Raw genomic sequence first — 13018 nt, 5'->3', positions numbered from 1 at the left:
TGCCGCCGGCGGTCGGCCTCACCGTTGCGGGCGACCGACCAGGCGTAACGCCGTACCGGGTGCCGGCGACTCACGAGGGTCCGGACCAGGGAGGAAGCATGGCGAAACGTCTGGTGATCTGCTGCGACGGGACCTGGAACACCCTCCGCCAGCCGGCTCCGACCAACGTGGGCCAGCTCCAGAAGGCCGTCGCGCCCGTCGACCCGGCCGGCACGCCGCAGCGGGTCCACTACCGCGAAGGCGTCGGGACCGGGAAGCTGGTGGACCACCTCGTCGGCGGCGCTTTCGGCATGGGGCTCTCGGCGAAGGTCCAGGACGCTTACCGCTTCGTCGCCGAAAACTACGAACCCGGCGACGAACTGTTCTTCTTCGGCTTCAGCCGCGGTGCCTACACCGCGCGCAGCACCGTGGGCTTCATCCGCAACTGCGGCGTCCTGCTGCCCGGCGAGATCGGCCGGCTCGAGGAGGCCTACCGGCTCTACCGCGATCGCGACCGGGACGCCTCCGGCCCGGACAGCCCGCGGGCCCGCGAGTTCCGCGCGAAGTACGCCCGCGAAGACCGGACACCCATCCGGTTCGTCGGCGTCTGGGACACCGTCGGCGCGCTGGGCATCCCCCTCAGCGGCGGCCGGCTGATCCACCTGCTGAACAAGCGCTGGCAGTTCCACGACATGGAGCTGACCTCGATCGTGCAGGCGGCGTTCCAGGCGCTGGCGGTCGACGAGCACCGCAAGTCGTTCAGCCCGGCCGTCTGGGCGCCGTCGAAAGCGGCGGACGGCCGGATCCGCGAACAGGTCTGGTTCGCCGGCGCCCATTCCGACGTCGGCGGCGGCTATCAGCAGCCCGCTTTGTCGAACCTCGCCCTGCGGTGGATGGCCGACCGCGCCGAGCAGTGCGGCCTCGCGTTCGAGGAGAACGCCTTCGGGTATCTGTCCGGGCGTGACGAACTCGGCGAGCTGCACAATTCCCTCAAGGCGTTCTACCGGTGGTTCGGCTCGGCCGACCGCGGCATCGGCCGGGTGGACCCGGCGACGGAGTCCGCGGCGTCGTGCGTGGTGCACCGCAGTGAACAGCTCCGGCCGCCGTACCGGCCCGGGAACCTGCTGACGTACCTGGCGGATCCGGCCCACCGGATCACGAAGGTCTGACTGTCCGAACCGGACTGTCCACCGCACGCGGACGAGCCCCTGTCCGCGGGAGGTGGACAGGGGCTCATGCACGTTCAGGGTGTCAGTGGTTCACCTTGAACCACGGCTGCGACCAGCCGAGGTAGGTCTGGCCCCAGTCGCTCTTGATCTGGGCGATCGTCGTCTCGGTGTAGCTGCCGAAGCCGTTGATGTCGTTCGACAGGAACTTGCCGCCGCCGATCGAGATCATCGTGTGCCCGGCACCGCTGCTCTTGAAGAAGGCGAGGCCACCGGCCGGGACCTGGTAGTCACCCGGGTGCTTGAACGACGACGGGATCTGGGTCCAGTGGATGTAGGCCGTGTCCGAGCCGCTGGCGCTGAACCCGTAGTTCTGCGCGTTGATCCGGTCGCACCAGCGCTCGTAGGAGTCGAGGTCGTTCTTGTGGATGCGGGACTTCGCCTTGGTCACTGCCTCGGCGCAGGTGTTCGGGTCGCCGGTGCCCGCGGTCGAGCAGGCCAGCGTCGAACCCGCGCAGTCCGGGGCGACCCGGCCGTCGGAGCCGGTGTAGACGTAGGCGTCGCTGACGTAGCCGTCGCCCACCTTGTCCCAGATGTCCGAGGTTCCGTACTTGCCGTCGACGGTGGATCCGTTGGTCTGGCAGCTGATGGTCACCGCGGTGCCGTCGGCGATGCTGCCGACCGAACCCGCGCTCGCGCTCGGGCTGGACCGCAGGGTCAGCGCCGCGCCGGAATCGGTGTGCACGGTGCCCGATGCCGCGAACGCCGGGCCCGCCCCGACGACCACGATCGCCGCGGCGATACCGGCGACCCCCGCCATCCGCTTCACGATGCCCATGTTCATTCTTCCGTCCTCCAGTTTTCGGTGTGAGGACAGAATGAAGACCGCCGGTACAAGGCGCGTACAAATCGCGGGCGTCGTTCTGGAGTTGCGGCAAACCGGACGAAATATCGGTTTCAGGCGAGATATTCCGCCGCGGCGCGCAGGCTGACGTACGAACCGCTGAACGTGTCGATCCGCGGACCGCCGTCGCCGCCGTCGGGGCCGGGCACGCCCGTCTCCACCCGGATGAAATCCAGTCCGGACAGGGCGGCGAGCAGCGCGCGCACCCGCGGGTGCCGGTGCGCTTCCCGCGTCACCACGACGACGCTGCGGAACCCCGGTGCCGCCTCGAGCACCACGCCGGCGTCCTCGGGGGTCACGGTGAGCACCCGGGTGCCCGGCACGAGCTCGGCCAGGTGCGCGCCGAGACCCCACGGCATCGGCCCGGCCGCGATGGTCGGGTCGGTCCGGACGTCGACGACCAGCGGCGGGCCGTCCAGCCGGGGTTCGCCGTGCACCCGCAGCGCCTTGCGCGCCGCTTCGAGGCCGAGCCGCCGGTCGACCGGGCCGACCTGCGCCGGCGCCGGGTCGGTGCCCAGCCCCGCCGTCCGCTCCGCCGCCTCCGCCAGCCGCTCCAGGGGCAGCTCGCCCGCCGCGACCGCGGCCACGATCGCCGCGACGCAGGCGTCCAGATGCTCGGCTTCGAACGCCGCGCCGCCGAGGCACAACGCGTCCGCCCCCGCGGCCAGGGCCCGCACGGCCGAGCGGCCGAGGCCGTCGTGGCGCCCGTACGCGCCGGACACCGCGCCCATCTCGAGCGCGTCGGTGATCACCGCGCCGGTGAAGCCGAGCTCGCCGCGCAGGACGCCGGTGAGCGCGGTCCGGTTGAGCGTGGCCGGCGCGTCGCCCCAGGCCGCCACGACCAGGTGGCCCGACATCACCGACCGGACGCCGGCCCGGATCGCCGCGGCGAACGGGACCAGCTCGATCTCGTGCAGCTCCTCGACCGTGCGTGGCAGCACCGGCAGCGCCACGTGCGAGTCCTCGGTCGCCGCGCCGTGGCCCGGGAAGTGCTTCGCGCACGCCGCCACGCCGTACTTCTGCAGGCCGGTCACGTACGCCGCGACGTGCGGCGACGCTTTCGCCGGGTCGGACCCGAACGCCCGGACGCCGATGATCGGGTCCTCGGCGGCCAGCGTCAGGTCCGCGCAGGGCGCCAAGTCGAGCGTGACCCCGCACGCCGCGAGCCGTTCGCCGAGCGCGGCCGCGACGGCCGTGGTCAGCTCCGGGTCGTCGGCCGCGCCGAGGGCGAGCGGGCCCGGTACGAACGACCCGGTGTTCACGTCGAGGCGGGTGACGTCTCCACCCTCTTCGTCGTTGCCCCCCACCCCCCCGTGGCGCTCACCGCGCTGCGGGGCGGTGACCGCGGCGACCTGCTCGTCGTCGACGACGTTGCGGCCGAACAGCACCACCCCGCCCAGGCCGCCGGCGATCCGGCGGCGCAGCCAGTCCGGCGCGGTCGTCCCGGCGAACCCGGGCAGGAGGACGGCTTCGGCGAGCTTCTCGGGCGAGGACTGCGTCTCTGGCGTGGACAACGGGGCTACCCCTTCACGGCGCCGGCGGTCGCGCCGGACACCAGCTTGCGTTGCACGAGCAGGAAGAAGATCAGCGCCGGGACCGCGTAGATGACCGAAGCGGCCATGACGCCGCCCCAGTCGGTGGCGAACGCGGTGCGGAACGACGCGAGCCACACCGGCAGGGTCTCCTTCGGCTTGTCCCGGATGAAGACCAGCGCGAACAGGTACTCGTTCCAGGCGGTGATGAAGCTGAACACCGACGTGGTGACCAGGCCAGGGCCGAGCAACGGCAGCGTGACGCGCCGGAAGGCGCCGGTCTGGCTGCAGCCGTCGATCATCGCGGCCTCTTCCAGCTCGTACGGGATCCCGTTGACGAAGCCGTAGAGCATCCACACCGTGAACGGCAGCGTGGTCGCGAAGTAGATCAGCAGCAGCGACGGCAGCGTGTTGAGCAGCCCGGCATCCTTCATCAGCAGGAACAGCGGGATGAACAGGGCCGACACCGGCGCCAGCTGCGCCACCATGACCAGGACCAGGAACCCCTTGCGGCCGGTGAACCGCAGCCGCGACAGCGGGATCGCCGCCAGCGTCCCGGCGATCAGCGCGCACAGCACCGAACCGACCGTGACGATCAGGCTGTTCATCAGGTAGGTCGGGAAGTTGTCCTTGCCCAGCGCGGTGGCGAAGTTGCCGAACGAGAACGAAGTCGGGATCAGGTCGTACTTCGGCGACAGGATCTGGCCGGGCGTCCGCAGGGAGGTGACGAACATCCAGTACGTCGGGAAGAGGACCAGCAGCGCCACGACCACGCCGACGACCGAGAGCGCGATCCGCTGCGGCAGCGACTTCCTCACTTGAGATCACCTTCCGGGGTCCGGACCAGCAGCTGGATGTACCGGCCGGTGATGAGGGCGAGCACGATCAGCATCAGGGTCGCGATCGCCCCCGCCGCGCCGAAGTGGTTGCCCGCGATGCCCTTGAGGTACAGCACGACGGCCAGCGTGGTGCTCCCGCCGTCCGGGCCGCCTTCCCGGATCGCCCAGATCTGCGCGAAGGCGTTGAAGTCCCACAGCACCGAGAGGAACGTGACCATGGTGGTGATCGGCCGGATGGCGGGCCAGGTGACCGCGCGGAAGGTCTGCCACGCGCCGGCGCCGTCGATGCCGGCGGCCTCGTACTGCTCGCGCGGGACACCGATGATGCCCGCGTACAGCGAGAACGTCACGAACGGCACGGCCTGCCACACGATGAGCAGCCCGATCACGGTGAGCGTGCTGGCGCCGCTGGAGAACCACGAGAACCCGATGAAGCCGGGGAAGCCGAGCCGGTCCAGCGTCTTGTTGAGGATGCCGTACTGCTCGTCGAAGATCCACTGGAACACCGTGGTCGTCGCGATCACCGGGGTCGCCCACGCCAGCACCAGCGTCACCTGGACCATGATCCGCACGACCGGGCCGAGGTGGCGCATCAGCACCGCCAGCAGCAGCCCGCCGAGGACGGTGGCGGCCACGACGGCGGCGGTGAAGACCAGGGTCCGGGCGGTGATCGTCCAGAACTCCGGGTCGGACAGCGTGTTCGTGTAGTTGTCGAACCCGATCCAGACCGTCTTGCCGGAGACCAGCTGGCCGATGTCGAGCTTGCGGAAGCTGATCGCGAGCACCTGGACCAGCGGCCAGGCGAGCAGGACCAAGATGGCCGCGAGCGCGGGGAGCAGGAGCAGGTACGGGAGCACCCGGTCGCCGAACCGGCCCCGCCTGCGCTTTCGGGCCCGCGTGTCGCGCGGCGATGCCGGCGGGGTCGCCCCCGCCGGCATCGTCACATTGGCGGTCGCGGTCATCCGCCGATGAGCTTGTTCAGCGCTGCGTTGGCGTCGGCGGTCGCCTGGTCGAGCGTCTTCTTGCCGGTCAGGTACGCGGTCAGCATGTCCTTGACCGGGTTCTGGCCGGACTCCACGTCACCCCACTTCGGGCTGGCCGGCACGGCCTTGCCGTTGGCCGAAGCCTTGGCCATCACGCTGCCCAGCGGGTCCTTGTCCAGACCGGTGAGGTCGGTCGACGTGCCGGGCACGACGCCGGCCGCGGCGAGCTGGCTCTGGTACTTCGGGCCGGCCAGCAGCTTGATGTACTCCTTGGCCGCGGCCACGTTCTTGCTGTTGGCCGGGATGGCCAGGTTGGAGCCACCGAGGAAGACCGGGGCGCTCTGGCCGGCGTTCTTGCTCGGGATGGCGAAGGCGCCGGTCTTGCCGGTGAGGCTCGCGTCGGTCTTGGCCGCGGTCGCCAGCTCCCACGGGAGGCCGATCATCATGGCCACCTTGCCGGCGCCGTAGACGGTCGCCTGCTGCGGCTTCGCCTCGTCGGCGTCCTTCGGCGCCTTGGTGCCGGAGGTGTCGACGAGCTTCTTGTAGAAGTCGAGGCCGGCCTTGGCCTCGGGGGTGTCCAGGGTGGCCTTGTAGTTCTTGCCGTCGGCCTTGGCGATGTCCCCGCCGTTGTCCCAGATGAACGACAGCAGCGCGTACCAGTTCTGGCCCGGCATGTAGAGCGCCTGGAAGTCGGGGTCGGAGCCGAACTTGGCCTTCAGCTTGCCGATCGCGTCGACCCACTCGTCGTTCGACGCCGGCGGCTTGGCGATGCCGGCCTGCTCGAACATGTCCTTGCGGTAGATGACCTCACGGTTGGCCGCGTAGAACGGGACGCCGTAGGTCTTGCCGTCGTAGCTGCCGGAGTCGGCGAGACCCTTGAGCCACTGCGAGCCGTTGAAGCTGTCCTTGTCGGCGGTCAGGTCGGTCAGCACGCCGTCCTGCGCGGCGAACGCGGCGGTCTGCGTGTTGCCGATCTCGATGACGTCCGGCGGCGCGCCGCCGGCCAGCGCGGTGGTCAGCTTCTGCTGGATGCCGTCCCACTGCTGGACTTCGTACTTGACCTTGACCCCGGGGTGCGCGGCCTCGAACTCCTTGTTGAGCGCGTCGGTCAGGGTGGCCGGCGCGGAGCCGGTCATCAGCCAGACCGTGACGGTCCCGCTCAGCGGTGCGTTGCCGCTCGGCGAGGCCGCGGTGTCCGAGCCGCTGGAGCCCGCGCAGCCTGCGGTCGCGAGCGTGAGTGCGGCGGCGCCCGCCGCCAGCTTGAGCCAGCGTTTCACTCGATGCCGTCCTTTCCATGCCCGGCCACCGCGGCCGAGCGCCCCAAATGGTGTAGACCAATGTTGGGGTTAGAGTGGTACGTACCACAGGCCCTGTCAAGGCGGTTGCCGGAACGTTGTAAACGCATGCGGCGAGTAGCCGGGCGGTTACCGGCGACCGGAGAGGCGCGCCAGAAGTCGTCCGGATAGGAAGGGGTCCCGGGCGTTTTTCACCGCTGGGGAACCGGAAATCCGCGCGCCCGCGGTGCCGTGCCACGACGAAAACCGCCCCGGGAAAGACTTCCCGGGGCGGTGGGGGCGATCAGGCCGGCGTTTTCACCGGCGGGGCCGCGTGTCGCCTGGCGCGGTGGGCGGCCATTCGCACCGGCGCGTTGACCACGCCGAACCCGCGGTACCCGCCGATCCGCTGCACCACCTCGAAGAACACCCGGGCCCCGGCCAACGCGGTGTAGAAGTGCAGGAACTCGCCTTGCTCGTCCCGGTCGTAGAGCACCGAACGCTCCCGCAGCACGGCGAGTCGTTCCAGCGGCAGGTCCAGCCGGGCTTCGAGGTCGTCGTAGTAGTTGCCGGGGATGTCCAGCAGGGGCGCACCCGCCGCCCGCATCGCCTCGGCCGCGGCGAGCGCGTCCGTGCAGGCGAACGCCACGTGCTGCGGTTCGGGGACCGCCGGCGCCCATTCGCCGCGGCGGACCACGGCGGCCTCCAGCGTCAGCCGGACCGCCCCTGCCGCCACCGCGCGGCTGCGCACGAGCCCGAACGGCGCCGCGAACGCGGCGACCGGGGACGGCGTCAGCCCGAACACCGAGCGGTAGAACAGCGCCGCCTCCTCGAAGTGGTCGAACGGCTGGGTGAGGGCCACGTGATCGATTCCGAAGACCCCCGCGCCGATCGCCGTTTCGCCGGTGGGCGTGAAGTCGTCCCGCCAGTCGTCGCCGCAGAGGAACACCTGGGTGCCGTCCGGCGCCTCGACCGAAGCCAGATCGGCCTCGCGCGGGCCGCGCACGCGCGGCAGGACCGGCGCGAGCAGGGCTTCGGCCCGGCGGGCGGAGCGGTCCGGGTCGGTGCTCGCCAGCGCCACCGCCCCGACGGCGCCGTGCGCCGCGCCGCCTTCGTTGACCACCACGCGGGCCTCGCCCTGCTCCCACAGTTCGACCGGCTTGGTCCGGTGGACGCCGGTGCGCGCGAACCCGAGCGAAGCCAGCACGCTGCCCGCCCCCGGATCGGTCACGACCTCGGCGAACGCGTGGCCGGTCAGCGCCGGCGCGGCCGGCAGCTCGAGCACGCCCAGGGATTCCTTCAGCGCCAGCAGCGACCGCAGCGCGTCGACCGCGGCCGGACGCGGATCGGCCTGGCGGAACACGTCGTTGAAGACCTCCAGCGACAGCGGCCCGCGGTAGCCCGCGGCGAGCACGTGCCCGGTGAACGCGGTCAGGTCGAAGTCGCCCTGGCCGGGGAAGAGCCGGTGGTGCCGGCTCCACGGCAGCACGTCCATCGGCAGCGTGGGCGCGTCGGCGAGCTGCAAGAAGAAGATCTTCTCGCCGGGGATCGCGCGGATCGGCGCCGGGTCGTGGCCCTTCGAGAGGATGTGGAAGCTGTCCAGGCAGAGGCCGAGCGCGGGGTGCGCGGCACGGCGGACGATGCGCCAGGCGTGCTCGTACCCGCTCACGTGCCGGCCCCAGGCCAGGGCTTCGTAGGCGATCCGCATCCCGCGCCCGGCCGCGAGGTCGGCGAGGGCACGCAGCTGTTCGGCGGCCAGTTCGTCGTCGTCGATCGCCTCGGGCGAGACCGAAGAGCAGACCAGGACCGTGCCGGTCCCGAGCTCGGCCATGACGTCGAACTTGCGCGCCGCACGGCGCAGGTTGGCCGCGTGCCGCTCCGGCGGGACGGCTTCGAAGTCACGGAACGGCTGGTAGAGGTCGATGGACAGGCCGAGGTCGGCGCAGCGGCGGCGGATCTCCGCCGGGCTCGACGGGGAGACCACCAGATCGTTCTCGAACAGCTCGACGCCGTCGAACCCGGCCGCGGCGGCCGCGGCCAGCTTGTCTTCCAAGGTGCCGGACAGGCAGACGGTGGCGATCGCGGTGCGCGGTTCAGGCGGCACGGGCGGCCTCTCCTTCCAGGGCGTCGAAGTGGCGCAGCATCCGCGCCGGGTCGGGCTCGGCGCCGGTGAACAGCCGGAACGATTCGGCGGCCTGGAGCACGACCATGCCGCCCCCGTGCAGCACCCGGCAGCCGCGGGCGCGGGCGGCGGCCAGCAGCGCGGTCTCGAGGGGGCGGTAAACGATGTCGGCGACCCACAGCCGCGGGTGCAGCAGCTCGCCCGGGACCGGCGAGCCGGGGTGCGCGGCCATCCCGGTCGGGGTGGCGTGCACCAGGCCGTCGGCGTGCTGGATCGCGGTCGGGTCTCCGGTCACTGCCCGGCCCGGGCCGAACCTCCGCTCGAGCGCCTCGGCCAGCCGGGCGCTGCGGTCACCGTCGACGTCGTGGACGGTGAGGCGCCCGGTGCCCAGCGAGAGGAGCGCGTGGGCGACCGCCGCTCCCGCTCCCCCGGCGCCGAGCAGGACGACGTCGTCGAGGCGGACGTCCGGCAGGCCGAGGGTGAGGCTGCGGGCGAATCCCGTCGCGTCGGTGTTGTGGCCGATCGCGCGGCCCCGGTCGAAGACGACGGTGTTGACCGCGCCGAGCGCGGCGGCTTCGGGTGAGAGCTCGTCGAGGTGCGGCAGGACCGCCTGCTTGGCCGGGTGGGTGACGTTGAGGCCGTCGAACCCGGCGAGCCGGGCCGCCGCGAGCACCTCGGCGACCGGGCGGCGGAGCACGTCGAGGTCCAGCAGGCGGTAGACGTAGCGGAGGCCGAGCTCGTCGGCCTCGCGTTCGTGCAGGGCCGGGCTGGCGGACGGCCCGATGCCGGTACCGACGAGCCCGATCAGGTAGCTGGTCACGCCGCACCCTCCGCGATTAATGTACGAACTAGTACGTTCACGTTAGCGCGGCGTCCGCCCCGGCGGAAGGGCTGGACTAGAGTGGGGCCGTTGACCTGCGCGGAGGGAGTCAGGTGGCCGCACCATCGTCGGAAGCCGAGCGCCAGCGCGACAAGGAACGGACGCGCGCCGACATCCTCGCGGTGGCCACGCGGGAGTTCGCGGACAAGGGCTACACCGGCGCCCGGGTCGACGAGATCGCCGCCCGCACCAGCACCACCAAGCGGATGATCTACTACTACTTCGGCGGCAAGGAACAGCTCTACATCGCCGTGCTGGAGCACGCGTACACCGCGATCCGGAAGCTGGAAGCCCAGCTGGACGTCGAGCACCTCGAGCCGGAGCACGCGCTGCGGCGGCTGGCCGCGCTGACCTTCGACCACCACGAGGCCAACCCGGACTTCATCCGGCTGGTCAGCATCGAGAACATCCACCACGCGGAACACCTCTCGCAGTCGGAGATCCTGGCCGGACTGGCCGACCCGGCGCTCGGCGGCATCACGCGGATCCTCGAGCGGGGGCGCAAGGCCGGCCTGTTCCGGACCGACGCCGACCCGCTCGACGTCCACATGATCATCAGCTCGTTCTGCGTGTTCCGGCTGGCGAACCGGCACACGTTCCAGGCGATCTTCGGCCGCGACATGCTGGACGCGGCTCGCCGCGCGCACTACCGCACGATGCTCGGCGACTTGCTGATCGAGTACCTGACCGCGCGCTGAGCCGCGCGCGCCGCCCGGCGAAAAGGATCTCTTGACACCCGGCGCCCCGGTCTCGCACTCTCTATTAACTAACTAGACCGTACATTGCTTCCCCCGGCAGTCTTCAGCACCACAGTCTGCGCAACGAAGCACGGACGTCAGGAGATCGTGCCCGTGACCGGATCGATGCCCCGCAAGGCGGCGCTGGCCGCCTGGATCGGCAGCGCGCTCGAGTACTACGACTTCTTCATCTACGGCACCGCCGCCGCGCTCGTGTTCGGCAAGGTGTTCTTCCCCGCCTCCTCCCCCGCCACCGGCACCCTGCTGGCCCTGGCCACCTTCGGCGTCGGCTACCTCGCCCGGCCGGTCGGCGCGTTCGTCCTCGGCCACATCGGCGACCGGTTCGGCCGCAAGCGCGTCCTCGTCTTCACCCTGCTGCTCATGGGTTTCGCGACGTTCTGCGTCGGCTGCCTGCCGACGTACGCGAGCGTCGGCGTCCTCGCGCCGGTCCTGCTGGTCGTTCTCCGCCTGCTGCAAGGACTTTCCGCGGCCGGTGAGCAGGCGGGCGCGAACTCGATGTCACTGGAACACGCCCCGGAGCACCGGCGCGCCTACTTCACCAGCTTCACCCTGAGCGGCACGCAAGCCGGGCAGATCCTGGCCACCGCGATCTTCCTGCCGGTCGCCGCGCTGCCGGCGGAGCAGCTGCTGACCTGGGGCTGGCGGGTGCCGTTCTGGGGCAGCGCGCTGGTCGTGGTGGTCGGCTTCGTGATCCGGCGCAAGCTCGACGAGACACCGGTGTTCGAACGCACCGACGTCGCGAAGCTGCCGGTCGCGGTCCTGTTCCGCCACCACTGGGCGGATGTCCTGCGGGTGGTGGCAGCGGCGACGATCGCCTCGGTGAGCACGATCTTCACCGTCTACGCGCTGAGCTACGCGGTCAACACGATCGGCCTGTCGCGCACCCCGATGCTCTGGGTCGGCGTGCTCGCGAACGTCGTCGCGCTGGCGGCGATCCCGCTGCTGGCCGGCCTCGCCGACCGCGTCGGGCGCAAACCGGTGTTCATCACCGGCTGCCTGGCCTGCGGCGTGCTGATCTTCCCGTACCTGTGGTCGATCTCGATCGGCTCGTACGCGCTGCTGTTCGTGCTCGGCATCGTGCTGTTCGGCGTGGCGTACTCCGGCGTCAACGGGGTCTGGCCGGCGCTGTACGGCGAGATGTTCAGCGCGCGGGTCCGCCTGTCCGGCATGGCGATCGGCACCCAGATCGGCTTCGCGGTGGCGGGTTTCGCCCCCAGCGTCGTGGCGGCGATCGGTTCGGGCAAGCAGGACTGGCTCGGCGTCGCGATCTTCACCGCGGCGGTGTGCGTGGTGGCGGCGCTGGCCGCGGCGACGGCCCGGGAGACCTACCGGGTGCCGACCGCCCGGCTGGGCGGCGCGGCACCCGCGGCACCGTCCACTGTGGTCGCGTCCGCTGTGGACGGTTAGAACGGAACGCCGACCGCTGCGGCGAGAGCCCGCACCGCGGTACACAACCCGGCGCCGGCGGTCGCGAGACCGCCGGCGTCCCGGAGCAGGTCCCGGGCCCGGCGCACCTTCGCGCCCGCGCCGGTTCCGCCGTGCACGACGTCCCGGTCGACCTCGTCGAGGGCGTCGTGCACGGCGTCCTTCGTGGCCGGCGGCAGGCGCGCCGCGTCGAGTTCGCCGCGGACCGCGCGCACCAGCGAAGCGACCTGGCGCGCGTCGAACCCCCGGTGGATCTCCTGGTGTCCACCGTGGACGGTGTTGATGTCGCCGTGGACCGCGTTGTTGACCGTCCCCGCGCGAACGTCGCCGTGGAAGTGGATGCCGTCCATCTAGTGCCTCCCGTTCCGGCGCCGCTCGCGCGCCGCCTTGGCCATGACCAGCCCGATCGACGACACCACGCCGCCCAGCGCGAACAGCGCGAAGCCGACCGCGCCCAGCGGCACCCCGCCGAAGACCTCCGGGCCGAGCGGTGACGGCGGTGCGGCGAACGAATCCGCCGCCATCGCGTCCGCGCCCGCCTTGATGAACCGGAAGATCCCCGACCCGAACAGCCCGAACCCGACGAGGCTCATGAGCATCCCGAGGAACATGATCGGCCGGCCGAGCCCCTTCCCGGTCGCCATGAGGGAGAGCGCCTCGCCTTCCGGCGTGGTGAGCTCGTAGTTGTGGTGCTGGCGGTTGTCGTAGCTGTGGTTGACGTCGCGCCCGGCGTTGTTGATCGTCCCGGCCGAAACATCGCCGAACGAGACGCCGCCGGACGGAGGACGCTGCCAGTTCCGGGTTTGCTGCGTGCCGCCCTCGCCGTCGGAGTAGACCGCGGCGACCGGGCCGAACTCGAGCCGGTCGCCGTCCGAGAGCGGGTGGTCCTGCCGCGGCGCCAGCCGCCGCCCGTTGACCCAGGTCCCGTTGCGCGACCCGGCGTCGGCCACCCAGGTGCCGCGTGCGTCCTGGCGGACCCAGGCGTGCCGCAGCGAAACCTGCTCGGAGCGCAGCCGCAGGTCCGCGTCCGGCCCGCGCCCCACCAGCCACGAGCCCCGGCGCACCGCCAGGCGCGCGCCGGCCCCGCCGAGCGTCTCGATCCTCGCCCCGGCCATCGGTACCCTCCCACCCGCCGCACGGCTCTGCCCTTCAAGGA

General features: G+C 71.5%; 12 protein-coding genes. 3 read left to right on the top strand and 9 right to left on the bottom strand.

Features of this window, described 5'->3' with window-relative positions; all coding sequences use genetic code 11:
• The first annotated feature begins 98 nt into the window (after positions 1 to 98).
• The gene (locus tag ACFVYA_RS47100; RefSeq protein WP_387054784.1) at positions 99 to 1148 is read left to right on the top strand and encodes a DUF2235 domain-containing protein; all 1050 of its coding nucleotides are present in this window, start codon (positions 99 to 101) and stop codon (positions 1146 to 1148) included.
• An 82-nt stretch (positions 1149 to 1230) separates the two neighbouring features.
• Here the strand turns inward: ACFVYA_RS47100 and ACFVYA_RS47095 are convergent, their stop codons facing one another.
• The 7 genes from ACFVYA_RS47095 to ACFVYA_RS47065 form a co-directional block, all read right to left on the bottom strand.
• Positions 1231 to 1989, bottom strand: coding sequence for a hypothetical protein (locus ACFVYA_RS47095; protein WP_387054781.1), 759 nt, complete (start codon positions 1987 to 1989; stop codon positions 1231 to 1233).
• Between the two features lie 113 nt (positions 1990 to 2102).
• Positions 2103 to 3563, bottom strand: a complete 1461-nt coding sequence (locus ACFVYA_RS47090; protein WP_387054779.1) for a glycoside hydrolase family 3 protein — start codon at positions 3561 to 3563, stop codon at positions 2103 to 2105.
• A 5-nt stretch (positions 3564 to 3568) separates the two neighbouring features.
• Positions 3569 to 4399 (bottom strand): carbohydrate ABC transporter permease, encoded by an 831-nt coding sequence (locus ACFVYA_RS47085; protein WP_387054777.1) that lies wholly within the window; start codon positions 4397 to 4399, stop codon positions 3569 to 3571.
• Positions 4396 to 5382 (bottom strand): carbohydrate ABC transporter permease, encoded by a 987-nt coding sequence (locus ACFVYA_RS47080; RefSeq protein ID WP_387054775.1) that lies wholly within the window; start codon positions 5380 to 5382, stop codon positions 4396 to 4398. Before ACFVYA_RS47080 ends, ACFVYA_RS47085 begins: the two co-directional genes overlap by 4 nt.
• The gene (locus tag ACFVYA_RS47075) at positions 5379 to 6680 is read right to left on the bottom strand and encodes a sugar ABC transporter substrate-binding protein (protein WP_285991432.1); all 1302 of its coding nucleotides are present in this window, start codon (positions 6678 to 6680) and stop codon (positions 5379 to 5381) included. The genes ACFVYA_RS47080 and ACFVYA_RS47075 overlap by 4 nt, the downstream gene beginning before the upstream one ends.
• A gap of 301 nt (positions 6681 to 6981) precedes the next feature.
• The gene (locus ACFVYA_RS47070) at positions 6982 to 8781 is read right to left on the bottom strand and encodes a TIM barrel protein (RefSeq protein WP_387054773.1); all 1800 of its coding nucleotides are present in this window, start codon (positions 8779 to 8781) and stop codon (positions 6982 to 6984) included.
• A complete protein-coding gene (locus tag ACFVYA_RS47065) occupies positions 8771 to 9619 on the bottom strand; it encodes a shikimate dehydrogenase (protein WP_387054771.1) in 849 nt (282 codons plus the stop codon). The genes ACFVYA_RS47070 and ACFVYA_RS47065 overlap by 11 nt, the downstream gene beginning before the upstream one ends.
• A gap of 113 nt (positions 9620 to 9732) precedes the next feature.
• On the opposite strand from ACFVYA_RS47065, the gene ACFVYA_RS47060 reads away from it, so the two are divergent.
• Both ACFVYA_RS47060 and ACFVYA_RS47055 read left to right on the top strand, forming a co-directional pair.
• On the top strand, positions 9733 to 10377 hold the full coding sequence (locus ACFVYA_RS47060; RefSeq protein WP_387054769.1) for a TetR/AcrR family transcriptional regulator: 645 nt from the start codon (positions 9733 to 9735) through the stop codon (positions 10375 to 10377).
• A gap of 153 nt (positions 10378 to 10530) precedes the next feature.
• Entirely contained in the window at positions 10531 to 11844 is a 1314-nt protein-coding gene (locus ACFVYA_RS47055) for an MFS transporter (protein ID WP_285991429.1), read from the top strand.
• Here ACFVYA_RS47055 and ACFVYA_RS47050 read toward each other — a convergent pair.
• Both ACFVYA_RS47050 and ACFVYA_RS47045 read right to left on the bottom strand, forming a co-directional pair.
• Complete coding sequence (locus ACFVYA_RS47050; RefSeq protein WP_387054766.1) at positions 11841 to 12212, bottom strand: hypothetical protein; 372 nt, start codon at positions 12210 to 12212, stop codon at positions 11841 to 11843. The genes ACFVYA_RS47055 and ACFVYA_RS47050 overlap by 4 nt on opposite strands.
• Positions 12213 to 12977, bottom strand: a complete 765-nt coding sequence (locus tag ACFVYA_RS47045) for an FHA domain-containing protein (protein ID WP_387054765.1) — start codon at positions 12975 to 12977, stop codon at positions 12213 to 12215.
• Positions 12978 to 13018 lie beyond the last annotated feature (41 nt).

Source organism: Amycolatopsis sp. NPDC058278, assembly GCF_042881395.1.
Taxonomy (GTDB): Bacteria; Actinomycetota; Actinomycetes; order Mycobacteriales; family Pseudonocardiaceae; genus Amycolatopsis.
This window is presented reverse-complemented; position numbering and strand designations above follow the sequence as displayed.

Excerpts from the sequence above, each read along its gene's own strand:
- ACFVYA_RS47100 (WP_387054784.1), top strand. The coding sequence starts at position 99 with ATGGCGAAACGTCTGGTGATCTGCTGCGACGGGACCTGGAACACCCTC.
- ACFVYA_RS47095 (WP_387054781.1), bottom strand. The coding sequence starts at position 1,989 with ATGAACATGGGCATCGTGAAGCGGATGGCGGGGGTCGCCGGTATCGCC.
- ACFVYA_RS47080 (WP_387054775.1), bottom strand. The coding sequence starts at position 5,382 with ATGACCGCGACCGCCAATGTGACGATGCCGGCGGGGGCGACCCCGCCG.
- ACFVYA_RS47050 (WP_387054766.1), bottom strand. The coding sequence starts at position 12,212 with ATGGACGGCATCCACTTCCACGGCGACGTTCGCGCGGGGACGGTCAAC.
- ACFVYA_RS47045 (WP_387054765.1), bottom strand. The coding sequence starts at position 12,977 with ATGGCCGGGGCGAGGATCGAGACGCTCGGCGGGGCCGGCGCGCGCCTG.